Annotated in this window: 19 protein-coding genes; 4 read left to right on the forward strand and 15 right to left on the reverse strand. The window is 72.4% G+C overall.

What is annotated here, in order from left to right; genetic code table 11:
• A complete protein-coding gene (locus ACIBST_RS24965) occupies positions 1–918 on the forward strand; it encodes a carbohydrate ABC transporter permease (RefSeq protein WP_397174971.1) in 918 nt (305 codons plus the stop codon).
• Entirely contained in the window at positions 915–1,739 is an 825-nt protein-coding gene (locus tag ACIBST_RS24970) for a carbohydrate ABC transporter permease (RefSeq protein WP_397174973.1), read from the forward strand. The genes ACIBST_RS24965 and ACIBST_RS24970 overlap by 4 nt, the downstream gene beginning before the upstream one ends.
• 257 nt (positions 1,740–1,996) lie before the next feature.
• On the opposite strand, the gene ACIBST_RS24975 is transcribed toward ACIBST_RS24970, so the two are convergent.
• The 7 genes from ACIBST_RS24975 to ACIBST_RS25005 all read right to left on the reverse strand — a co-directional run bounded on the left by ACIBST_RS24975 (position 1,997) and on the right by ACIBST_RS25005 (position 9,532).
• Positions 1,997–2,584, reverse strand: coding sequence for an ATP/GTP-binding protein (locus ACIBST_RS24975; protein WP_352324453.1), 588 nt, complete (start codon positions 2,582–2,584; stop codon positions 1,997–1,999).
• Positions 2,565–2,942, reverse strand: a complete 378-nt coding sequence (locus tag ACIBST_RS24980) for a DUF742 domain-containing protein (RefSeq protein WP_352356948.1) — start codon at positions 2,940–2,942, stop codon at positions 2,565–2,567. The genes ACIBST_RS24975 and ACIBST_RS24980 overlap by 20 nt, the downstream gene beginning before the upstream one ends.
• Positions 2,939–3,358 carry a roadblock/LC7 domain-containing protein gene (locus ACIBST_RS24985; protein ID WP_352324451.1) on the reverse strand — a complete coding sequence of 140 codons (420 nt, stop codon included), beginning with the start codon at positions 3,356–3,358 and terminating at the stop codon, positions 2,939–2,941. The genes ACIBST_RS24980 and ACIBST_RS24985 overlap by 4 nt, the downstream gene beginning before the upstream one ends.
• A 34-nt stretch (positions 3,359–3,392) precedes the next feature.
• A complete protein-coding gene (locus tag ACIBST_RS24990) occupies positions 3,393–5,690 on the reverse strand; it encodes a nitrate- and nitrite sensing domain-containing protein (RefSeq protein ID WP_397174974.1) in 2,298 nt (765 codons plus the stop codon).
• A 187-nt stretch (positions 5,691–5,877) separates the two neighbouring features.
• The gene (locus ACIBST_RS24995) at positions 5,878–7,392 is read right to left on the reverse strand and encodes a prenyltransferase/squalene oxidase repeat-containing protein (protein ID WP_397174975.1); all 1,515 of its coding nucleotides are present in this window, start codon (positions 7,390–7,392) and stop codon (positions 5,878–5,880) included.
• Positions 7,389–8,216, reverse strand: a complete 828-nt coding sequence (locus ACIBST_RS25000; protein WP_397174976.1) for a hypothetical protein — start codon at positions 8,214–8,216, stop codon at positions 7,389–7,391. The genes ACIBST_RS24995 and ACIBST_RS25000 overlap by 4 nt, the downstream gene beginning before the upstream one ends.
• Positions 8,213–9,532 carry a cytochrome P450 gene (locus ACIBST_RS25005; RefSeq protein ID WP_397174977.1) on the reverse strand — a complete coding sequence of 440 codons (1,320 nt, stop codon included), beginning with the start codon at positions 9,530–9,532 and terminating at the stop codon, positions 8,213–8,215. Before ACIBST_RS25005 ends, ACIBST_RS25000 begins: the two co-directional genes overlap by 4 nt.
• A gap of 122 nt (positions 9,533–9,654) precedes the next feature.
• Between ACIBST_RS25005 and ACIBST_RS25010 the strand changes: the two genes are divergently transcribed.
• Positions 9,655–10,674: a polyprenyl synthetase family protein gene (locus tag ACIBST_RS25010; protein ID WP_397174979.1), complete on the forward strand. Its 1,020-nt coding sequence runs from the start codon at positions 9,655–9,657 to the stop codon at positions 10,672–10,674.
• A gap of 40 nt (positions 10,675–10,714) precedes the next feature.
• Here the strand turns inward: ACIBST_RS25010 and ACIBST_RS25015 are convergent, their stop codons facing one another.
• The 3 genes from ACIBST_RS25015 to ACIBST_RS25025 form a co-directional block, all read right to left on the reverse strand.
• Positions 10,715–11,644 carry an aldo/keto reductase gene (locus tag ACIBST_RS25015; RefSeq protein WP_397174980.1) on the reverse strand — a complete coding sequence of 310 codons (930 nt, stop codon included), beginning with the start codon at positions 11,642–11,644 and terminating at the stop codon, positions 10,715–10,717.
• Positions 11,645–11,722: 78 nt separating this feature from the next.
• Entirely contained in the window at positions 11,723–13,228 is a 1,506-nt protein-coding gene (locus ACIBST_RS25020) for an MFS transporter (protein ID WP_397174982.1), read from the reverse strand.
• Positions 13,228–13,800 (reverse strand): TetR/AcrR family transcriptional regulator, encoded by a 573-nt coding sequence (locus tag ACIBST_RS25025; RefSeq protein WP_397174984.1) that lies wholly within the window; start codon positions 13,798–13,800, stop codon positions 13,228–13,230. The genes ACIBST_RS25020 and ACIBST_RS25025 overlap by 1 nt, the downstream gene beginning before the upstream one ends.
• A gap of 120 nt (positions 13,801–13,920) precedes the next feature.
• Between ACIBST_RS25025 and ACIBST_RS25030 the strand changes: the two genes are divergently transcribed.
• On the forward strand, positions 13,921–14,466 hold the full coding sequence (locus ACIBST_RS25030) for a TetR/AcrR family transcriptional regulator (protein ID WP_397163891.1): 546 nt from the start codon (positions 13,921–13,923) through the stop codon (positions 14,464–14,466).
• On the opposite strand, the gene ACIBST_RS25035 is transcribed toward ACIBST_RS25030, so the two are convergent.
• The 5 genes from ACIBST_RS25035 to ACIBST_RS25055 all read right to left on the reverse strand — a co-directional run bounded on the left by ACIBST_RS25035 (position 14,404) and on the right by ACIBST_RS25055 (position 22,411).
• The gene (locus ACIBST_RS25035) at positions 14,404–15,885 is read right to left on the reverse strand and encodes a wax ester/triacylglycerol synthase family O-acyltransferase (protein WP_397174986.1); all 1,482 of its coding nucleotides are present in this window, start codon (positions 15,883–15,885) and stop codon (positions 14,404–14,406) included. The two genes, ACIBST_RS25030 and ACIBST_RS25035, sit on opposite strands and share 63 nt — an antisense overlap.
• A 178-nt stretch (positions 15,886–16,063) precedes the next feature.
• The gene (locus ACIBST_RS25040) at positions 16,064–17,137 is read right to left on the reverse strand and encodes a sulfite oxidase (protein ID WP_397174988.1); all 1,074 of its coding nucleotides are present in this window, start codon (positions 17,135–17,137) and stop codon (positions 16,064–16,066) included.
• Between the two features lie 172 nt (positions 17,138–17,309).
• A complete protein-coding gene (locus tag ACIBST_RS25045; RefSeq protein ID WP_397174989.1) occupies positions 17,310–18,140 on the reverse strand; it encodes a hypothetical protein in 831 nt (276 codons plus the stop codon).
• Between the two features lie 1,556 nt (positions 18,141–19,696).
• On the reverse strand, positions 19,697–21,376 hold the full coding sequence (polX, locus tag ACIBST_RS25050) for a DNA polymerase/3'-5' exonuclease PolX (protein ID WP_397174991.1): 1,680 nt from the start codon (positions 21,374–21,376) through the stop codon (positions 19,697–19,699).
• A 54-nt stretch (positions 21,377–21,430) separates the two neighbouring features.
• On the reverse strand, positions 21,431–22,411 hold the full coding sequence (locus ACIBST_RS25055; protein WP_387650221.1) for an aldo/keto reductase: 981 nt from the start codon (positions 22,409–22,411) through the stop codon (positions 21,431–21,433).
• Positions 22,412–22,460 lie beyond the last annotated feature (49 nt).

A 22,460-nucleotide genomic window follows, 5' to 3' on the forward strand; every position in this document is an offset into this window, starting at 1 on the left:
ATGGCCCGCACCCGCTTCCGCACCGCGCGCTTCGTCGAGACCCGGGCGGCGCTGCTGTTCATCAGCCCCTGGCTGGCCGGTTTCCTGATCTTCACCGCCTGGCCGATCGTCAACAGCGCCTACCTGTCGCTGACCGACTACGACGTCATCAACGACCCGGACTTCGTCGGCCTCGACAACTACCGGCAGCTCTTCGCCGACCCGAAGGTCGGCCTCGCGCTGTGGAACACCTTCGTCTACACCGCGCTGTCCGTGCCCGCCCACATCGTCGTCTCGCTCGGGCTCGCCCTGCTGCTCAACACGGCGGCGCGGGCCACCGGCCTCTTCCGCACCGCCTACTTCCTGCCCAAGATGACGCCGCCGGTGGCGGTCGGCATCCTGCTGCTGATGCTGTTCAACGGCCAGAACGGGCTGATCAACGGTGTGCTCGGCCTGTTCGGGATCGACGGCCCCGCCTGGACCACCGATCCCGACTGGGTCAAGCCGGGCCTGGTGCTGATGCACCTGTGGACCGTCGGCTCGTCGATGATCATCCTGCTCGCCGCCCTGCGCGGCGTCCCGCAGGAGTTGCACGACTCCGCACGGGTGGACGGCGCCGGCTGGTGGCGCCGCACGCTGCGCATCACCGTGCCGCTGATCAGCCCGACGCTGTTCTTCCTGTTCGTCGTGAACACCATCAACGCCCTGCAGTCCTTCACCGAGGCGTACACGGCCTTCTTCGGCTCGGGCAACACGACCTACAGCAACGACGCCGCCCTGTTCTACGTGATCTACCTGTTCCAGCAGGCCTTCGAGTTCCTGCACATGGGGTACGCCTCGGCGCTGGCCTGGCTGCTGTTCATCGTGATCATGCTGATCACCGCCGTGCAGATCCTGGTGACCAGACGGTACGTCCACTACGAAGGGGGACAGCCGTGAGACGCCTGCGGCGCGTCGCCGCGTTCACGGCGCTGACCGCGTTCGCCGGCCTGTTCATCTACCCGTTCGTGTGGCTGCTGAGCGCCTCGTTCAAGCCGCGCGGCGAGGTGTTCGACAACCGGCTGCTGCCCGAGACGTTCACCTTCGACAACTACATCAAGGTCTGGCAGGAGGCGCCGCTCGCGCTCTGGATGGCCAACACGCTCCTGGTCACCGTGCTCGCGGCGGTCGCGGTCACGCTCAGCAGCGCCATGGTGGCCTGGGGGTTCGCCTACTTCCGCTTCCCCGGCAGGGGGCCGCTGTTCGGGCTCGTGCTGGCCACGATGATGCTGCCCGGAGCGGTCACCATGATCCCGGTGTTCCTGATCTGGAACTCCCTGGGCATGGTGGGCAGCCTCACGCCCCTGTGGGCCCAGAACCTGTTCGGCAGCGCCTTCTACATCTTCCTGCTGCGGCAGTTCTTCCTCACGCTGCCGCGCGAGCCGTTCGAGGCGGCCAGGATCGACGGGGCGGACAACTGGAAGATCTTCTCCAGGATCGCGCTGCCGCTGTGCCGGCCCGCCGTCGTGGTGACGCTGCTGTTCGAGTTCCAGACGGCCTGGACGGACCTGATGCGGCCGCTGATCTACCTGCGCGACTCCGGCACCTTCACCGTCCCGCGCGGCCTGAAGGCCCTGCTCGACCAGTACGGGTTCGGCGGCGAGTGGCACTGGGAGATCGTCATGGCCGCCGGCGTGCTCACCACGATCCCGATGATCGTGCTGTTCTTCCTCGGCCAGAAGCACTTCGTCAGGGGCATCGCCACCTCCGGCGGCAGATGAGGGGGTCCGGGGGGGGGGGGGGGGGGGGGGGGGGGGGGGGGGGGGGGGGGGGCGGCGCGGGGCGGGGGGGGGGGGGGGGGGGGGGGGGCCCCGGCCCCCCCCCCCGCCCCCCCCCCCCGCCCCCGCGGGGGGGCGCGCGCCCCGCCCCGCCCCCCCCCCCCCCGGGGCGCCCCCCCCCCGCGGGGGGGGGGGGGGGGGGGGGGGGGGGGGGGGGCGGCCCGCCCCCCCCCCCCCCCCCCCCCCCCCCCCGGGGCGGGTCAGCTGCCGACCGGCTCCGCGCGCAGCCGGGCCGAGTGCTTGACCAGGGTGATCAGCACCTCCCGGCTGGAGTCCCGCTTCCGCGCGTCGCACATCACGATCGGGATCGACGGGTTGAGCTGCAGCGCCAGCCGCACCTCGTCCAGCTCGAACGTCGGCGACCCCTCGAAGCAGTTCACCGCCACCACGAACGGCGTCCCGCGCCGCTCGAAGTAGTCGACCGAGGGGAAGCAGTCGGCCAGGCGGCGGGTGTCGGCCAGGATGACGGCCCCCAGGGAGCCCTCGGCCAGCTCGTCCCACACGAACCAGAAGCGTTCCTGCCCGGGGGTGCCGAACAGGTACAGGACGTAGTCGGTGCCCAGGGTGATGCGCCCGAAGTCCATGGCCACCGTGGTGGTGCGCTTGGCCTCCACGGAGGTCAGGTCGTCGACGCCCACGCTGCGGTCGGTCAGCACCTCCTCGGTGCGCAACGGCCGGGTCTCGGACACGGCTCCGACCATCGTCGTCTTGCCCGCCCCGAACCCGCCGGCGATCAGGATCTTGATCGCCGTCGGGAGGCGCGGGCGCTCAGAGCGAGCGAAGACCATCGAGCACCGCCCTGTACATCTTCATGTCATGCATGTCCACCTCGGATTGCGGTTCCTGGGCAGAGACGAGTTCGCGGTCGAACAGGTCGCCGAGCAGCACGCGGATCGTGCCGGCCGGCAGGTTGAGGTGCGCGGCTATCTCGGCGACGGATTTGGGTTCGCGGCAGAGCTGGAGAATGCGCAGGTGTTCTGGGTCCAGCCCGGCGTCGGGCCCCGGCGGCGGACCCACCGCCAGCGCCATGGAGATGAGGTCGAACTTGCCGTGCGCGGGCTGGGTCCGCCCGCGCGTGACGACGTAGGGCCGGATGATCTCCGGATCGATCCAGTGTTCGTCCGTGGACTCCTCCGTGGTGCTCACCGGTCGCTCCTGGCGACGGCCTCGGCGTTGCGCGCGCCGGAGGTGAGGTACTGGCCCACCCGCGCCACCAGCATCGCCATCTCGTACGCGACCAGCCCGATGTCGGCGTTCTGGGCGCACAGCACGGCCAGGCAGGCGCGCTCGCCCGCGGTCGTGACGATCAGGAACTGCGACTTCCACTCCACGACCGTCTGCCGCACCGCGCCGGCGGCGATGTGGTCCGCGACGCCCTTGGCCAGGCTCTGCAGGCCGGAGGCGACGGCCGACAGGTGCTCCCCGTCGGTGCGCTGCAGACCGGCGGAGGAGGCCATGAGCAGGCCGTCGGAGGACAGCACGATGGCGTGCTCGGCTTCCTTGATCCGGCCGATCAGGTCGTCGAGCAGCCAGTTGAGGTCGGTGCCCGCGGTGGGCGTCATGTCGGGCCTCCCGTCGGGAGCCGGGCCGCGGCGGTCATGCCTCGCCTCCCGGCTGCTCTTCCATCAGCCTGGCCGCCTCGGTGCGGCCAAGACGGGTGCCTGACTGCAGGGATCCCATCATGGCGCGGATCTCCTCGGGCGAGCGCTCGTCATCGTCCTCCTCGAAGTCGGGCTGCGTCGGCGTGTCGTCCCGCAGCGCTGGCGCCAGGTTGGCCTGGGGGACTCGGAACGGCAGGCCGGACGGCGTGAACTCGGCCACAGGCTGCTGCTCCGGTTCGGCGGGCGGTTCTGGTTCAGGTGAAGGCGAGGGTGCTGGTGCCGGGAAGGGCGTGGCCACCGCGTGGAGCTGGGCGGGGGCGGGGGTGGACATGGGGGCGGGACGCGGCGGGGTCAGGGTGCGGACGTTCTCGGCGGGCCGCGCGACCGTCGCCAGCGTGGTCCCGGTGCTCGTCCGGCGCGGCAGGCTCGGCCGGGTGTCGCCCTCCGGGTGCCGCGGCGCCGGGTCGAGCTCGACGAGCTCCTGCGGCAGCAGCACCACGACCGTGGTCCCCCCGTACGGGGAGGGCTTCAGCACGACCTGGATGTCGTGCCGCCGGGCGAGCTGGCTGACCACGTAGAGCCCCAGCCGGGCGGTGCCGGAGATGCGGAACTCGGGCGGGTCGGCGATGCGCTCGTTGGCCGCGTCGAGGTCCTCGGGCTTCATGCCGAGCCCGCGGTCCTCGATCTCGATGACGTACCCGTTGGCCACGAGCTGGCCGCTGACCTGGACGTTCGTGTACGGCGGCGAGAACGACACGGCGTTCTCGATCAGCTCGGCCAGCAGGTGGATGACGTCACCGACGGCCCGGCCGACGAGCACGACCTCGCCCATCGGCATGAGCGTGACCCTGGTGTAGTCCTCGACCTCGGCCAGCGCGCCGCGCACCACGTCCACCATGGGGACGGCCCGCCGCCACGTACGGGCGGGCGACGAACCGGACAGGACGATCAGGTTCTCGGCGTTGCGCCGCATCCGGATGGCCAGGTGGTCCAGGCGGAAGAGCTCCTTCAGCTCCTCGGGGTCGGTCTCCCGGCGCTCCATCACGTCGAGGACGGTGAGCTGCCGGTGCACCAGGCCCTGGGTGCGGCGGGCGAGGCTGAGCAGGATGTCGCGGATGCTGCGGCGCAGCTCGGCCTGCTCGGCCGCGACGCTGACGGCGGTGCGCTGCATGGTGTTGAACGCCTGGCCCACCTGGCCGATCTCGTCGTCGCCGAACTCCAGCGCGGGCGCCTCCTTGGCGACGTCCACCTCCTCGCCGTGGCCGATGCGCTCGACGATGCCGGGCAGGCGCTCGTCGGACAGCTCGTGCGCGGCGTCGCGCAGCTTCTGCAGCTGGGCGAGCAGCTGCCTGGTGGTGGTGATGGACAGGATGATCGAGGCGACGACGGCGATCAGGCCGAGGCCGCCGGCCAGGAGGAGCCGGATGACGACGCCGATGGCGACGGGGACGATCCGGTCGAACAGCCGGTCACCGCCCGCGACCACCTGCGCGTGCATGCCGGAGAGCGTCGCGTCGGCCGCCACGCGCCAGCTCTCGCCGCTCACCGGAAGCGGGCCCGTCCCCGGTTCGTACCGGACGAGCTGCGCCTCCATGGTCTGCAGCCGGACGACGGGCTCGCTCTTCAGCCAGGCGTCGAAGGTGGCCCGGTCCTCGTCGGGCAGCCGGTTCAGCGCGTCGGTCAGCGTGTAGTGGAAGACGGCCGACATCCTGAGGAACTCGGCGTGGTCGTCGGCGGTGAACCCGCGCCTGGCGAACACCCCGGACAGCAGCGAGTCCTCGCGGGCCAGGTACTCCCGGGAGCGGTGCAGGTCCGACAGCGCGCGGCCGTCCGCGGCGATGTCCTTGTCGTCGAAGGCGGCCACGGAGTCGTACATGCGGTACATCGCGTCGATCGTGTCGTTGTACTGCTGCGTCGCCCGGGACGGCTCCGTCTCGCCGGCGTCGATCGCCTTGCGCGCGGCCACGAGCTTGTCCAGCTCGGCGTTGACCGCGGCGATGCGCTCGACGAGCGAGTCCTCGGCGGCGAGGTCGACGACGTCGCCCTGGGCCATGGAGGTGAACTCGGCGCGCAGGGAGTCGGTCCTGGCTCGCTGGTCGCGCATGCCCTTGTCCACGACGCGGGATCCGGTGCCGAGGTGGGCGACGGTCAGCCGGCGCTCGCGCTGGAGCTCCACCAGCAGCGGCTCGCTCGGCTCGACGATCCTGCTGTCGACCGTCGCGGCCCCGAGCAGGTTGACGCCTTCGCGCACCGTGACCCAGGCCGCGAACACCCACAACAGCGTGAGCGACACGATAAGCGCCGTGACTTTGGCCCGGACACTGGCATTACGGAAGCGCATGAAGCCCTCCGGAAGAAAAGACCGCGGGGTCAGCAGGCCATGTCAAGGCGGAGAATGGGGCACTCCAGTAATCCGGCACTCGGATCACCTTAGCAACGCGAGAATACTGCCTCAACACGCTAGAGCACCGTAAAGGGTATTATGTCCTATTTTCGTACCTGGAATTTCCTTCGGTGCTACATATCGTGACATGCTGAGCGGCGATGACCGCTGCCCGCACGATGGCTGTCGGCGAGTAAAGCTCCTTGTCATGCCACAACGGTGGATAGTCGGTTAAATTGGCTGTCCGATTCAGGTACTCATAACCGCGCCGCGCCGCCCCTAGGCACCGTTCGTCCGGCTCGGGGCCGGCCAGCAGGAGGGCCTGCATCCCGTACGCCGTCTCCTCCGGCCGGCCCGCCCACCGGCCCCAGGATCCGTCGGCCCGCTGCGTGGACAGAATCCACTCCCGGCCCTTGCGCACGGCCCCGGCGTACCGGGCGCCGCCGAACTCGCCGAGCGCCAGCATGCAGCTCAACGTGGCGTAGTACGGGGAGGCGTGCCACCTGTCGCTCCAGCTCCCGTCGGGCCGCTGCCGCTCGGCCAGCCACCTCGCCACCCGCTCGATCCGTGGCCGGTACGCCTCCCCGGCCGCCGGCCTGACCCGCGCGTACTGGCCCAGCGCGTCCAGCACGTGGGCGTTGACGCTGACGGACGTGCCGTCCTCCCCCTGCCAGGTGCAGAAGTGCGCGCCGGTGTCGAACGCCGCCAGCGACGCGGGCTCGTACGGGACCCCGAGCAGGGCCAGGGCGTAGAGCGCCACGCTGGTGGTGTCGGCGTCGGCGGGCAGACCGGCCCCGGCGGGGGTGCCCGCGGGCCCGATCGTGGCCCACAGGTCGGCCGTCATCTCCGGCGGCACGTCCACGGGGACGCCCGCCCTGAGCAGCCAGCTCAGCACCCAGGCCCGCTCGAAGACGGTGATCGGCAGCCCCACCGGCACCGGGCCGCCGTACCGTCCGGCGACGGCCCGCAGGTGGTGGCGGGCCGGGCCCGCGGCCTCGGCATCGGGCCGGGCCGACAGCCAGGCGGCGGTGGCCGCGGGCGAGGCGCCGACGGTGCCGATCGGCGCCGGCCGTATCGCCCCCGTCACCCCGACGACCTCCAGCACGTGCTGGACCTTCTGCGGCGGCTCGGCGCCGGACGCCAGCAGCCGCCTGACCTTGGTGAGCCGGGTGGTGTCCATGGTGGGAGGCAGCGGCAGCGGGGAGCCCTCCGGGCGGTGGCGGTTCACCAGCTCGACGAGGGCGGGGACGATCAGGTCGATGGCCGGCGTGTCCGGCGGCTCCGACGCCGCGGCCAGCATGGGACGCAACGCCTCCAGCCCGGCCTCGGCGGCCGGGAGCAGGACGCCGTCGTCGCCGTCGCCGCGCGCGATCGCCGTGAGCAGGGCCTCCGTGGCGCTCAGCGTGGGCACCAGCCCGTAGCCGTCCGGGGCGCCCCAGGCGCCGTCGCCGTGCTGCTCGGCCAGCAGGTATGCCACCCGCTCCCGGTGCCCGGCCAGGCCGGGGGCGAGCGTGACCAGGCGGCCGGTCTCGTAGACCGACGGCGACACCTGGCCCCACGGCTTGGCCATCAGCTCGTTGACCAGGAGACAGGCCTGTTCGGAGAGGTTCACGTCGTCGCCCAGAAGTCGGACAGGCCGTAGAAGCCCGCGCTGTAGTCGATCTGCCATGCCAGGTAGCCGGCCGGGCGCGGATGGTCGCCGCGCAGCGGTTCGATCAGCGCGTGCGCCTCGCGGGCCAGCACGGCCATCCGCTCGGTCACCTCGTCGTGGGTCAGGCCGAGGGCGAACGCGTTGAGGTCGCCGTACGCCCGTTCCCGGTGGTGCGTGGCCAGGTCGTTGAGCAGCCGCAGGTAGCGCTGCACCGCCTCGCCCGCCGGGCGCAGGACCTCCAGGTCACCCGGCGCGCCCACCTGGCCGGTGGCGATCCAGTGCGAGACGGCCACGAAGGAGGCGCCGCAGCTGTCGGCGTTGGCCAGGTACTCCTCGACGGCGGGCGGCTCGTCCGCGCGGCTCCACTCCCATTCGCGGGCCATGGCCGTGAGCATGCGCGCGAGCCGGTCACGCCAGGCCGACGCGAGCTCCGGCGTGGTGCCCAGCTCCGCCCGCAGGTCGGCGGCGAACGCGCCGGCCGGCCCGGCGGGGAACTCCGACAGGCAGTCGCCGACCAGCGCCGCGACCTCCTCGCGCGTGCCGGCCTCGTGGTCGATCAGCCGGTCCACCGCGAACACCAGCAGCGAGGCCCGGTTGACGGCCCGCAGCTCGGCGGCGGTCGCCGACGGCGAGCCGAAGGCGCCGGCGAGGCCCAGGGACAGGTGCAGCCCGGCGTCGAAGGCGCCGGCGGGGAACAGGTCGCCGAAGCGCGCGGCGTGCGCGGCCAGTTCCCGGCCGCCGGCCACGGCCAGCGCGCAGGTGCGGCCGATGTCGAAGGGGTTCACCGTCGCTTCTCCAATGTCATGGTCAATCCGTGCGGCGGGCGCAGCGTGGAGGCCAGGCGCGGCACGATCGGCCGGTCCAGGTGCACGTGGGGGCGGTACCTGCGCAGGATGCCGGCGATGAGCAGCGGCGCCTTCAACGCGAACAGGTGCTGTCCCAGGCACACGTGCGGCCCGGCGGCGAAGGGCCAGTAGGCGTAGCGGTGCCGCCGCGCGTCCCCGCCGGGGGCGAAGCGTCCGGGGTCGAACGCGGCGGGGCGGTCCCAGAACTCCGGCAGCCGGTGCGTCAGGTAGGGGCTGAGGATCACAGTGGAGCCGGCCTCGACGCCGACCCCGCCCACCACGTCGGCCTCGACGGTCCTGCGGGGCAGGAGCCAGCCGGGCGGGTAGACCCGCAGCAGCTCGCTGACGAACATCTTCAGGTACCGCAGGTGCGGCAGGTGGGCGATGCCGACCGGCTCGTCGCCCACCACGCGGTCCACCTCTTCGTACACCTTCGCGGCGATCTCCGGATGCGCCTGGAGCGTCGGCCAGACCCAGGACATCGCGGTGGACGTGGTCTCGGTGGAGGCGCCGTGCATGGCGACGAGGTCGTCCCTGATGCGCCGGTCGCCGTCGTCCGCCCTCGCTCTGACCAGGCGCGAGATCACGTCGTCGCCCTCCTCGTGGCGGGCCCGCGCGATGCAGGGGTAGACGACCTCGTCGATGGTCCTGATCGCTCGCCTGAACGCCCGGTCGCCCGGCAGCGGCACCCGGTGCGGCACGAACGGCAGCACCAGGCGCAGCGCCTTGGCGGTGACGGCGACGTCATAGGCCGGCGCCAGCCGGTCGATGTCCGCCATGGAGATCTTCGCCCCGAAGAACAGCCGCACGATCACCGGGTGCACCAGGGCCCCCATGCCTTCGGTCACGTCGAACGGCCGCCCGGGGACGACGGTCGTCTCGATCAGCTCGTCCATGATCCGGGCCATGTTCTCCGCCATGGCGTTGACGTGCCGGGCGGTGAACAGCGGCTGGAGGATCCGGCGGCTGTCGGCCCAGGTCTCGCCGTCGGACAGGATGCTCTCGCCGAGCAGGGGCGCGAGCGGGTCCCAGAACATGCCCGCGCGCACGTAGTTGGGCTGGCGGACCGTGAGCACGTGCTCGACGTGGTCGGGGTGGGTAACGAGGTAGGGACGGAAGGGCCCCATGTCGAGCCGCACGACCCGGCCGTCGGCCTCGGCGCCGGCCTCTTCCAGCGCGTGCACCGGGACACGGTGGTGTCTGCTGAGCCTGCCGAGGAAAGGGACAGTCCTGGGGGCAGTGGCATTGTCCGCCACGGGCGTGTCTCCTCTGCGCCCGTCTTACATAACGGACATTTAATGACGAAAGTTAAACTCAGGCTGGAGTATCACATGGCCGTACATAGACATTCAAGATCGAAGTCTGACAGGAACCTCTTGTGAACCTCAGCCGCACCGGAACGTCCCTGCCGGACACCGACGTGATCGCGCGCTGCCGCCGCCTGGTGGAGCCCGCCATGCGCGCCGCCGTCTCCCGCCTCCACCCGCGCGGAGCCGACATGGTCTCCTACACCCTGGGCTGGTCGGACGCCGCGGGGCGCCCGTACGAGGGTGCGGGCGGCAAGAGCGTGCGACCGGCCATCGCCCTCCTCAGCGCCGAGGCCGCCGGCGGCACCGCCGAGTCCGCGCTGCCGGGGGCCGTCGCGGTCGAGCTGGTGCACGCCTTCTCCCTCGTGCACGACGACATCATCGACCAGGACGAAAGACGCAGGCACCGGGACGCCCTGTGGAAGGCGTACGGGGTGGGGCCGGCCCTCCTGGCGGGCGACGCGCTGCTGGCCCTGGCCGTGGCCCGGCTCGCCGACCGTCCGGAGGCGATGGGCTACCTGTCGCGAGCCCTCGTCGAGCTGGTCCACGGCCAGACGGCCGACATGGCGTTCGAGAGCCGTCCCTGGCGCGGGCCCGGCGAGGTGAGCATGGCCGAGTACACCGAGATGGCGGCGGGCAAGACCGGCGCGCTGCTGGGGGCGGCCGCCGCGACGGGGGTCGCGCTGGGGGGCCGGCCCGAACTGTCCGAGCGCATGTGGGCCATGGGGGTGGAGCTCGGCGTGGCCTTCCAGATCACCGACGACGTGCTGGGGATCTGGGGGGATCCGCAGGTCACCGGCAAGCCGGTGCACAGTGACCTGCGATCGCGCAAGAAGACCGTCCCGATCCTGGCCGCGCTGGCCTCGGGGGAGCCCGCCGCCGGCCGCCTGGCCGACGCGCTCGCCGGCGAGACCGACGACGCGGCCCTGACCCTGACCGCCTGCCTGATCGAGGAGGCGGGCGGCCGGGACGCCGCCGACCGGCTGGCCGCCCGGCACCTGACCGCGGCGCTGGACGTGCTGGACGAATGCCTGCCGGCCGCCGCCGAGCTCAAGGAGCTCTGCCTCTCCCTGGCCGGCCGCATGCACTGACCTGCCGGCCCGGGGCCGCCCGCCACGCTGGTCCGTGGCGTCAGGGGCGGGAGGCCTCGTCGAGGAGGGCCAGCTCCTCCTCGCTCAGCTCCAGCTCCGCCGCCGCCAGCAGCGGCTTGAGCTGGCGGGGGTCGCGCGCGCTGGCGATCGGCGCGGTGACCGTGGGCTGGGCGGCCAGCCAGGCCAGCGCCACGGAGGCGGGCTCGGCGCCGCGCTCTGCCGCCACCTTCAGCAGCCCTTCGAGCGTCCTGCGCCCGTGCTCGGTGTCCAGGTACTCGGCCGCCTTCCCGGCCCGCGGGCTGTCGACCGTGACGCCCGGCTGGTACTTGCCGGTCAGGAAGCCGCGGGCCAGCCCGAAGTACGGCGTGCTCGACAGGCCGGCCGCGGCCACCACGTCCCGCAGCTCGCCCTCGTAGCCCCGGTCGACCAGGTTGTAGGGCTGCTGGAGCGCGACGTAGGCGGCCAGCCCCTCGTCCCGGGAGATCCGCAGGGCCTCGGCCAGCCGGGCCGGCCCGTAGTTGGACGCGCCGATCTGGCGCACCTTGCCCTCCTTGACCAGGGCGTCGAAGGCGGCCAGCGACTCCACCAGGGGCGTGTCGCGGTCGTCCACGTGCGCCCAGTACAGGTCGATGTAGTCGGTGCGCAGGCGGCGCAGCGAGTCCTCGACGGCCGTCCGGATCGTGGCGGGGGCCAGCCCTTCGAGCCCCTCCAGCATGCCGACCTTGGTGGCCACTACCACCGAGTCCCGGTTCCCGCGGTCGGCCATCCACTCGCCGATGATCAGCTCGGACGTGGACTCGCCGGTCACCCAGTGGGGGTAGACGTCGGCCGTGTCGATGAAGTTGCCGCCGCCCTCGACATAGGCGTCGAGCACCGCGAACGAGGTCTCCTTGTCCGCGGTCCAGCCGAAGACGTTGGTGCCGAGCGATATCGGGAAAACGGACAGGTCCGTCGTGCCTATTGATCTCATGCGGCCATTATCCGTGCCCCCCGCGAACAGGCACGGACGGCGCCCCGGTCACGTCCGTGCCTGGTGGGAGACGTCCGGTCAGTGCTCCACGGAGGCCAGGTCGAGGTCGCGCGGGGTGAGCAGCCAGACCACCAGCGCCCCGGCCAGCATCAGCGCCGCCCCCGCCCCCGACGTCAGCGCCAGCGAGTCGGTGAAGGCCGCCCTGGCCGTCTCCACCAGCCGCGCGGCCTGCGCCCCGGCCTCGGCGGCCACGTCGAGCGCGCCGCCCAGCGACTCGCGCGCCGCCTCCGCGCCGGGGCCCGCGTAGTCCAGCGCGTTGCGATAGACCGCGGCGGCCACGCTGCCCAGCACGGCCACGCCGAGCGCCGCGCCCACCTCGTAGCTGGTCTCCTCGATGGCCGCCGCGCTGCCCGACTTCTCCGGCGGCGAACCGGCCATGATCACCGCGGAGGCGATGGCCAGCGCGCCGTTGCCCGCGCCGATCAGCGCCAGCGCGGCGGCGACCGGCCAGTAGCCCAGCGGCTGCGGCGCCAGGCACACCAGCAGGAACCCCAGCCCCGTCACCGCGAGCCCGCCCGTCAGCACCACCCGGGCGCCGACGCGTTCGGCCAGGACCGGCGCGAGCGGCGAGGCGATCAGCGCGGCCAGCGCGGCCGGCAGCAGCCGCACGCCCGTCTCCAGCGGCGCGTACCCCTGGACGAGCTGCATCCACTGCGCGAGCAGCAGCAGCACGGCGGCCATCGCGATCGACGTGGTCAGCGCCGTCACCACGCCCGCCGAGAACGGCGCGCTGCGGAACAGCCTGATCTCCAGCAGCGGATCGGGCCGGCGCGCGCACCGCACCACGAACCAGCCCAGCGCGACCGCCGCGACGACGGTGGCGGCCAGGGCGGCGGGCGAGGTCAGGCCGTCCTTGCCGAACGTCTTGACCGCGTACAGCAGCGCGGCCATGCCCGCCATCGACAGGACGGTCCCCAGCGCGTCCCACCGGCCCGGCCTGGGGTTGCGCGTCTCGGGCAGCAGGAGCAGCCCGGCGACGACGGCCGCCGCCATGACGGGCACGTTCACCAGGAACGCCGACTGCCAGGAGAAGTGCTCCAGCAGGAACCCGCCCAGGATCGGGCCGAGCGCCGCGCCCATCGCCGCCATCGCCGACCAGACGCCGAGCGCCCTGGCCCGCTCGCCCGGATCGGTGAACAGGTTCCGGATCATCGACAACGTGGACGGCATGATCATCGCGCCGCCCACGCCGAGCAGCGCCCGTACGGCGATCACCTCGGCGGCCGAGTCGGCCAGCAGCACCGCCGTCGAGGCCACCCCGAACACCGCGAACCCGGCCAGCAGCATGCGCTTGCGCCCCCACCGGTCGCCGAGCGCGCTGGCCGTGACCAGCAGCCCGGACAGCACCAGCGAGTAGGCGTCCACCATCCACAGCAGCTCGACCGAGGTCGGCCGCAGGTCCTCGGTGATCGCGGGCAGGGCGACGTTGAGCACGGTCATGTCCATGACCACGAGCAGCACGCTGGCCGACAGCACGGCCAGGCCCGCCCACCGGCGGCGCGCCGAGATGCCGGTGACCGTCATCACGACCACCCCCCGGCGCCCGCGCCGGTCAGGAACGTCTCCCGCAGCAGCCTGGCGACGTCCCGGCGGGCGACGTCGCCGCGGCGCAGGCTCTCCCGGACGGCCACGAGCAGGCCGTAGACCGTGTTGCTGATCCAGCGGGCGGGCAGGTCGGCGCGCAGCAGGCCGGCCCGCTGGGCGGCGGCGAAGAGCGCGATCTCGCGCTCCTCCAGCTCGTCCGCGCGGCGCAGCAGCTCCGGGTGCACGGCCATCGCGTAGTCGGTGAGGCCGAAGCCGTACTCGTCGGCCATCTCGATCCACCCCTCCAGCAGGATCTCCAGGGCCCGGCGGAGCTCGCCGGGGTCGTCGGAGGCGGCGGCGGCCACCACGTCCGCGCGCGCCTGGAGGTCGTGCCACCGGTCGTGCGCGCGGTGACCGAGCGCCGTCATCAGCTCCTCGCGGCTGCTGAACTGCCGGTGGAGCGTGGCCCTGCTGATCCCCACCGCCTCGGCGAGCTGGGCCATCGAGGCGGCCGGATGCTCGTTGAGGTGCTGGATCGCCGCGGTCATGATCTGCTCCCGGCTCACCACCATGAGACAACTCCGTCAAATATGAGACATTTACGTCTCAAGTCTACATCCCGGCGGAAGGGCAGCAGGCTCTCGCCCCGGCGGGATGGCGATGAAGTCGCAGGTGGCGCTAGGGTGCGAGCTGTGTCGATCGGTGACGCGCGCACGCGCATCCTGGACGCGGCCGAGGAACTGTTCGCGGGCAGCGGCTACGAGGCCACGCCGACCGCGGTGATCGCCCGGCTCGCGAGAGTCCCCAAGGGCCTGATCTTCCACTACTTCCCGCGGAAGATCGACGTGCTCGTCGCGCTCGTCGACGAGCGCACCCTGGTCGAGGAGGGCCGCGAGGTCGACGCCGTGCCCGGCGACCCGGCCGGCACGCTGGCCCGGCTGGCGCGTGGGCTGCCGCTGCGGGCCTCACCGGCGATGCGGCGCATCCTGTTCCGCGAGGCCGACACGCACGGCTCGGTCAAGGAGCGGCTCGGCAGGCTCAACGGCGAGCTGATCAGCAGGGCCAGGTTCGCCCTGGAGCTGGCGCTGCCCGGCACCCGCGGCGACGCGGCCCGCCTGGAGGTGGCCGCGGCGACGTTCGCCGCCGTGCTGCTCTACCAGGAGAACCTCTGCCAGCTAACCGGTCACCAGATCGACCCCGACGCCGTCGCCGAACTCATCGCCCACGCCCTCGGCTAGCAGCTCGTCGAGGGCGTCGCGCAGGTGGGCGAGCAGGCCCCACACGTCGTCCACGCGCTCGGGGCAGGCCACGATGCCGAAGTCGAGCATGCCGTCGTAGGAGAAGCAGGTGATGTTCACGCCGCCGGACAGGTCGGTCAGCACCGACAGCGGATAGTAGGCCAGCACCCGGCCGCCGCACATGTAGAGCGGGAACTGCGGGCCAGGCACGTTGCTGATGATCAGGTTGATCGGCGGGAACGCCGTCCCGGCCAGCCGGAAGATCGCCGGGGTGGCCAGGCTGGTGACCGGCGCGGGCAGCAGCGAGCACAGCTCGCCGAGCCAGCTCGCCGGCGCCAGGGCGAAGCGCCGCTTGGCCCTGCTCATGGTCTCGCCGACCGCCCGCAGCCGTTCCCCGGCGTCGGGGACGTTCGTCGGCATCGGCGCCACCATGGCCGAGATCTGGTTCCCGACCACGTCCGTGGCCCCGCCCGTACGCACCGACACCGGCACGGCCACCACCAGCGGCTCGGCGGGCAGCGCGTCCCGTTCGTCCAGCCATGACCGCAGCGCCGAGGTGCACAGTGCCATCACCACGTCGTTGACGCTGATGCCGTTGGCCTTGGCGACCTTCTTGACCTCCTTCAGCGGCACCGACCCGAACGACAGCTCGCGCCGCGCGCTGATCGGCCCGTTGAACGGCGTGCGCGGCGCGGTCAGCCCCGGCAGCTCGGGGCGCTGCTTCTGGTCGCCGGTCACCAGCCGGGCGGCCCTGGCGATCGCCTGCGCGCCGGGCAGCGCGCCGGCCAGCGGGATCGCGTCGAGGTCGCCCGCGGCCCTGACCACCGAGCGGGCGGCGCGCACCGGATGGGTGAGCGAGCGCACAGCGGCCCCGGCCAGCATCTCCATCAGGCCCGGCGGGTCCTGCCGCGGCGGCGCCGGGCGCGGCCCGCGGTCCCGGACGCCCTCCGGCGTCAGGTCGAGCAGGGTCGCCAGGGTCTCCGCGCCCGACACGCCGTCGATGGCCGCGTGGTGCACCTTCGTGTAGACCGCGACCCGGCCGCCCGCCAGCCCCTTGATCAGGTGCATCTCCCACAGCGGACGCGACCGGTCGAGCCGGCGCTCGTGGATCGCGGCCACCGCCCCGGCCAGCGCGGCGTCGTCGCCGGGCGCCGGCAGCGTCGTCTCGAACAGGTGGTTGGCCAGGTCGAAGTCCGGGTCGGCGCACCAGTAGGGACGGTCGAGCCCGAACGGCACCTCGACCAGGCGCAGGCTGAGCGCGGGGGAGAGGTGGACGCGGTCCAGCAGCAGCTCGGCCAGCGCGTCCCGGTCCACCGCGCCGCCGGCCGGGTCGAGGACCGCCAGCCCGGCGACGTGCGCCGCGGTGGTCTCGGACTCGACATGGAGGAACTGGGCGTCCAACGGGGTCAGCTGGCGCATCTGCTCTCCCTTCTTCGTTGCGTTCTTCGACGAAAGCTTCGATGACTGCTTCGTCTTGTGCGAAAGCCTCGCACGGTGTCATTTCCGTAACGTTTCCGCGAGAGTCTTTCAGATGAAATGCACACCTCCGAACCACCTTCTGATGAACGGCCAGCTCAGCCGTGTTCGTGACACTTACCTATCCGTTGACCACCTGCACCGGATGCCGCACGACCGCGTCGAAGGAGTAGCCGAAGGGGTGCTTGGGCGTGCGCAGCGGCTGGGTGGCGCCCGTCTCGTCGGTGGCCCTGGCCATCAGCACGGCGGGCCCGGTGTGCTTCGGCGCCCACTGGACGTGCCACGGCAACCACGCCCCGACCAGGTGCGGGCCGTGGTGCTCGGCCGGGTGCCAGGACTGCCCGCCGTCGAAGCTGACCTCGACCGCGACGATCCGCCCGCGCCCCGACCACGACCGGCCGCGCAGCACGTGCGGCCCCGGACGGCCGCGCCAGGCGTGCGGGCCGCGGAGCGGCAGCCGGGCGTCCCAGGGCAGCTCGAAGGCGCTCTTCACGGGCTGCGCCGCGACGTCCCGGTAGAAGACGGTGTTCCACGGCGTGAACAGCTTGGCGGTCGACACCTCGATGTCCCCCAGCCACTTGATGGAGGCGATCCCCACCCACCCCGGCACCACCAGCCGGGCCGGGAACCCGTGGTCAGGCGGCAGCGGCCGGCCGTTCATCTCGTACGCCACGAGCACGTCGCGCACCGCCTTGGCGACGGGCAGCGGGCGGCGGACGTGGCCGTGGTCCTCGAAGGGCGCGTCGAGGCCGGTGGGCAGCACGTCCACGGCCTCGGGACGCAGGCCCGCCTCGGCGAGCAGGTGGCGCAGCGGCACGCCGCGCCACCGCGCCACGCCGACGGCCCCCAGGCCCCACTGGGTGCCGGGCGCGGGGTCGCCCTGCTGGGTGCCGTAGAACGCGCGGCCGTTGCCGGCGCACTCGATGGCCACGTCGTGGGTGCGCGAGGGCATCGACAGCAGCTCGTCGTAGGTGAAGGCGCGCGGCCCGCGCAGCCCGGCGCCGTGCAGGTGGAGCTGCCAGCCGGCGGCGTCGATCAGCGGGGTGGAGGTGTGGTTCCTGACGAAGAAGCGGTCGTTCGGCGTGTGGTAGCCGACCCCGGACATCGCCTCCCACCGCATCTCCGCGTTCCCGTCGTGGACCCGGAACAGGTGGTCGGGCAGCGGTTTGACGATCGTCGCCGCGACTTGCTTCATGGGAGCCACCTCTCGCAAGACGTATTTCCTACCTGGAAACCATTTAATCTCCTCGCGCTGTCTCCGCGTGCGCGTGCTTGCCGAATGCTGTCCCGATCCTGGGACCGTTCCAGCCGTACGAAGACCTACCCAGCGGCACGGGTGCGGCAACCGTGCCTTTCGGGGTGGTTCGTCAGCGCGTCCGGACGAGTGCGGAGAAGGGCTCGCCGGCGTTCAACCTGGCCACCAGGGCGAGCAGGCCGGCACGGCCGCCGTTCCCGTCCAGCCAGCGGCTCACCTGGCAGGCCGATTTGGCGTACGTGGCGGGGTCGGCGCTCGCCGTGCGCAGCCACTCCTCCAACGTCACCGGCAACGGCCCGGACGGCGCCACCAGACAACGGTCCTGCACTGAGCCGGGGGCCGGAGGGCGGTCCTGCGTGGACTCGGGGGTCGGGTGGCGGTCCTGTTGTGTGGGCTCGGGGGTCGGGTGGCGGTCAGGCGTGGACGCCGGGGCCGGGTGGTGGTTGGGCGCGGGCTCGGGGGCCAGGTAGCGCGGGTCGCCGGAGACCACCACCGCGAGCCCCTCGTCGAACCACTGCGGCACCTCGGCGGAGGAGGCCAGCCTGGCGTGCAGCTCGACGTGGGACATCTCATGGGAGGCGATCACCGGGTCGAGGCCGCGCGGCGAGAGCATGACCGACCGGTTGAGCACCGCGACGCCGCGCTCCTGGCCGCCGCCGATGCGCCGGTAGCACGCCTCGGTGAGGCAGACCAGCAGGCCGGGGGAGCTCAGGCGGCCGCCGTAGAAAGCGGTGACCCGGCGGGCGGCCTGGTCGGCCACCTCGCGAACGCGCTCACGCTGGGCGGGGGTCAGGCCGTCCTCGACGTACACTCCCGGGCTCAGCTCGGTCAGGCCGTAGCAGCCGGGGCAGGTGGTGGCGGCCAGCGAAGGGTAGGCCAGCGCCACCCCGCCGACGGCGGCGATCACCAGCCCGGCCAGCGCGACCACGACGACCTTCCACACGCGCCGCGCCCGACGCCCCGTCGTTGAGCGCGAAGCGGGCGCCCCGACGGGACCCACCGGCGACGCGGCCTCGGTGGGACCGACCGGCGACCCGGCGGTGGTGGGATCGGCAGGCGACGTGGCGCCGGTGGGGCCGACCGGCGCCCCGGCGGCGGTGAGAGTGGCAGGCGACCCGGCGGTGGTGGGATCGACGGACGCCCCGGCAGCGTTAGGGCCGACCGGCGTCTCGGCGGGAGTGGGATCGGCAGGCAACTTAGTGGCGGGATCGTTGCTGAAACAACCGGCGGTCGCGGTAGGGCCAGCCGGATCGCGCGGTGGCCCGGCGGAGTCGGCGGGCCGAGGCGCAGAGGCCGGGTCCGGGGCTGCGGGGGGCGGGGGCTGGTTGTCCTCCATCGCCGTCCAAGCTAGCGAAGCAACAGAATCCCCGCGCACCCCACCACCACCGAACCCGCCCTGCCACCCGCCGCCACCGGACGGGCCCTGGTCAGCGGCCATCGGACCTGCCCGGCCACGGGACCCGCCGTGGCGTCGGTGGGCATCGGGGCGGGACCTGGTGCCCGCCGCCATCGAATGGGCCCTGGCGCCGGCGGCCATTGGGCGGCCCCTGGCGCTCCCGTCATCGGACCCGCCCTGGCGTCGGCGGGCATCGGACGGGTGCTGACGCCCGCCCTCACAGGACGGGCGCTGGCGCCTGTTCGCCGGGCCGAGTGCTGTGCACGCCATTGGGCAGCCCCTGACACGCAGAGAGGTCTTCCGTGTGTCGTCCGCAGGAGGGGCCGATGGCCACGCCGACGGAGGGCTATGCGTACGCCGCGTGTCAGGAGTCCCGGCGCATGCCGCCCGCAGGGGAAGCTGGGCGGACGCCGCCCGGGGGACGGACGCTGTCCCGGAAGTGGGGCTGTGCGTGTGCCGTTTTCGGGTGACGTCGTGCGTACGTCGCTGGAAGGGCGTGCGTGCGCCGGATGCCGGAGGGGCCGTGCGAGCGCTGCCCATGGGGAGGTGTGCGGGTGTATGTGTCCCGCGTGCCGGACGGGGGCTGCGTGCGTGCCCGCAGGGGCCGTGGCTTCGTCATCCGTCAGAGCCACTGTGTGCGCCGTCCGTAAAGGGGGCTTTGCGTGCTGCTCGCCGGGCGTTGCGCGGGCGGACGCGGCCCATGTCGAGGTGGGTGGCGCCCATGTCGGCATGCGGATCGGCGCGCCCTGCGTCGGGGCGCCGGTCGGGCGCGGCCCGCACCCAGCGCAGGCCGCACCCGAGCCTCGACGGGGGGCATCCGCCGCAGATGGTCGCACCCCTTCTTCAGGAACGGGCATCCACCAGAATTCTGCTCTCAGCATCCGGACTTAACACCATAAATCGGTACATTTGCCGCAACCTTGGAGCACGCTCTCCCCTGGATCGCGGGCCCACACCCACCCCGTGCGGCCCCGCGCCGGGACGGGTGCCGTCCGCACTGGGCGTGCCCAAGGAAGGCCGCCCACACCCCAACGCGACCCACCCCCAACGCGACCCACACCCCAGCGCGGACAGCGCCCGCCCCCGCCGGGGACGGGTGGCGGTCAGCGGCCGAGGAAGGCGAGGAGGCGGGGGAGGGGCCAGGTGTTGATGACGTCGTCGGTCGTCAGCCAGGCGCGCTGCGCGATCCCGACCCCGAACCGCTGGTGGGCCAGGTGGGGGATCGCGTGCGAGTCGCTGTCGATGGAGAACTTCACCCCGTGGTGCTTGGCCAGCCGCACCAGGTCGGACGGCAGGTCGGAGCGGTCGGGATAAGAGTCGATCTCCATCGCGGTGCCCGTACGGGCGGCCGCGCGGAAGACGGTGTCCCAGTCGGCGTCGACCGGCGGGCGCTTGCCGATCTTCCGGGTGGTCGGATGGCCGATGATGTCCACGTACGGGTTCTCGCAGGCGGCGATGAACCGGCGGGTCATCTCCTCCCGGGACATGCCGAAGTGCGAGTGGACCGAGGCCACGCACACGTCGAACTCCCGCAGCACCTCGCCCGGCCAGTCGACCGACCCGTCGGGCGCGATGTTGAGCTCCGACCCGTGCAGGATGCGCATGTGCGGATACTTCTTCTGCAGCTCGGCCACCCGCCCGCGCTGCTCCAGCGCCTTGTCCAGGGTCATGCGCTGCATGGCCAGGTCGGGCGCGTGGTCGGTGACCGCGTAGTAGGAGTAGCCGCGCGCGGCGCCGGCGGCCACCATGTCCTCCAGGGAGGCGATGCCGTCGGTGAGGTCGGTGTGGGTGTGCAGGTCGCCCTTGAGGTCGGCCAGCTCCACCGGCACCGGCAGCTCGCCGCGCAGCGCCGCCTTGACCTCGCCGCCGTCCTCGCGCATGGGCGGCGGCACGAACTGCATGCCGAGCGCCTCGTAGATGTCCTCCTCGGACTCGGCGGCGATCACCCGCTCGCCCTCGAACAGCCCGTACTCGGACAGCTTCCAGCCCTTCTTCACCGCCATCTCTCTGATGGCCACGTTGTGCTCCTTGGAGCCGGTGAAGTACTGCATCGCCGCGCCCCATGACCCGGCCGGGATCAGGCGCAGGTCGACCTGGACGCCGGAGGTGGTGCGGATCGAGGTCTTCTTCTCGCCCGCGGCGATCACGTCGGCGACGTAGGGCTGCGCGCGGAAGTCGGCCATGATCGACTCGGGCGCCACCGCCAGGATGTCGATGTCGCCGATCGTGTCCTTCATCCGCCGCAGCGACCCCGCGTACGCGACCCGCTCGGCCTTGAGCGAGCCGATGACCTGCTCGGCCAGCGCCATGGCGACGCCGATGTGCACCCGGCGGCCCGACTGCTCAAGCTGCTCGATGCCCTTGAGCAGGTTGGCCAGGGTCTTGGGGCCGAGGCCCTTGACGCCGTCGAGCCGGCCGGAGGTGATGGCCTCGCCCAGCGCCACCGTGGAGTCGATGCCGTAGTCCTCGAACAGCATGATGGCTGTTTTGGGGCCGAGCGTGGGCACCCGGGTGAGCCGCCGCACGCCCTCGGGCACGCGGCCCCGCAGGTCGTCGAGCTGCCGGAAGCTGCCGCGCTGGAGGAACTCCTCCATCTTCTTGGCGATGGCCTCCCCGACGCCGGGGACGCCGCGCACGTCGACCTCCGAGATGTCCTCGGGGAACCCGGCGATCGCCTTGGCCGCCTTCTGGTAGCTCCGCACCCGGAAGGCGTCGCCGCCGCTCAGCGCGAACAGCTCCGCGTATTCCTGCAGCGCCGCCGCCGCCTCCTCATTTGCCCGCATGCCCCTACCATAGGATCTCCGACCGACAGGATCTCCGGCCGGCGATCCCGGGGCTCAGAACTTGACCTCCCGCGGCCGGTACGGCTCGGCCAGGAACGCCAGCTCCTTGTCCGACAGCTCCACCCCGACGGCCGCCACGGCGTCGTCCACGTGCCCGTCCTTGGTGGCCCCGACGATCGGCGCGGTGACGCCGGGCTGGTGCAGCAGCCAGGCCAGGGCGATCTGGGCCGGCGGCAGCTCCCGCTCGGCGGCGAGCTGGGCGACCCGGTCGAGGATGCGCCGGTCGTTGTCGGGGTCGTACAGGAAGTCGATGCGCGCGTCGGAGCCGGTCCTGGCGGTCGCCGAGGCCGCCGGGCCGGCCGCGCCCGCCCTGGCCAGCACGCCGCGCGCGAGCGGGCTCCACGGGATCACGCCCACGCCCTGGTCGGCGCAGAGGGGCAGCATCTCGCGCTCCTCCTCGCGGTAGAGCAGGTTGTAGTGGTTCTGCATCGAGACGAACCGCGTCCAGCCGTTGGCCTCGGCGACGTGCTGGGCCTTGGCGAACTGCCAGGCCCACATCGTGGACGCGCCGATGTAGCGGGCCCGGCCCGACCTGACCACCTCGTGCAGCGCCTCCATGGTCTCCTCGATGGGCGTCTCGTCGTCCCACCGGTGGATCTGGTACAGGTCCACGTAATCGGTGCCGAGCCGGGCGAGCGAGGCGTCGACGGCCGCGAGGATGTGCTTGCGCGACAGGCCGCCGTCGTTGGCGCCCCTGCCCATCGGGAAATAGACCTTGGTGGCCAGCACGTAGTCCTCGCGGCGGGGGAAGATCCGGCGCAGCACGGCGCCGGTGACGACCTCGCTTTGGCCGCGGCTGTAGATGTCGGCGGTGTCGAAGAACGTCACGCCCGCGTCGGCGGCCCGCCGGATGATCGGCTCGGCCTGCTCCTCCGGCAACGCCCATTCCTGACGGGCCGGATCGCCGTAGCTCATCATCCCCAAACAGATGCGAGAAACTTTCATACCCGTGGTGCCAAGTCGCATGTAATCCATACCGACACCCTATGACTGATATGAACTGCCTAACCCCTTGTGGGGTGGG

This window comes from Nonomuraea sp. NPDC049684 (genome assembly GCF_044465345.1).
In the GTDB taxonomy this organism is placed as follows: Bacteria; Actinomycetota; Actinomycetes; order Streptosporangiales; family Streptosporangiaceae; genus Nonomuraea.

What these genes read in the sequence shown, in the direction of transcription:
- ACIBST_RS24985 (WP_352324451.1), bottom strand. Translation starts at nt 3,358, where the DNA reads ATGACGCCCACCGCGGGCACCGACCTCAACTGGCTGCTCGACGACCTG.
- ACIBST_RS24965 (WP_397174971.1), top strand. Translation starts at nt 1, where the DNA reads ATGGCCCGCACCCGCTTCCGCACCGCGCGCTTCGTCGAGACCCGGGCG.
- ACIBST_RS25015 (WP_397174980.1), bottom strand. Translation starts at nt 11,644, where the DNA reads ATGAGATCAATAGGCACGACGGACCTGTCCGTTTTCCCGATATCGCTC.
- ACIBST_RS25040 (WP_397174988.1), bottom strand. Translation starts at nt 17,137, where the DNA reads ATGAAGCAAGTCGCGGCGACGATCGTCAAACCGCTGCCCGACCACCTG.
- ACIBST_RS25035 (WP_397174986.1), bottom strand. Translation starts at nt 15,885, where the DNA reads ATGCGCCAGCTGACCCCGTTGGACGCCCAGTTCCTCCATGTCGAGTCC.
- polX (WP_397174991.1), bottom strand. Translation starts at nt 21,376, where the DNA reads ATGCGGGCAAATGAGGAGGCGGCGGCGGCGCTGCAGGAATACGCGGAG.
- ACIBST_RS24975 (WP_352324453.1), bottom strand. Translation starts at nt 2,584, where the DNA reads ATGGTCTTCGCTCGCTCTGAGCGCCCGCGCCTCCCGACGGCGATCAAG.
- ACIBST_RS25025 (WP_397174984.1), bottom strand. Translation starts at nt 13,800, where the DNA reads ATGGTGGTGAGCCGGGAGCAGATCATGACCGCGGCGATCCAGCACCTC.
- ACIBST_RS25055 (WP_387650221.1), bottom strand. Translation starts at nt 22,411, where the DNA reads ATGGATTACATGCGACTTGGCACCACGGGTATGAAAGTTTCTCGCATC.
- ACIBST_RS25020 (WP_397174982.1), bottom strand. Translation starts at nt 13,228, where the DNA reads ATGACGGTCACCGGCATCTCGGCGCGCCGCCGGTGGGCGGGCCTGGCC.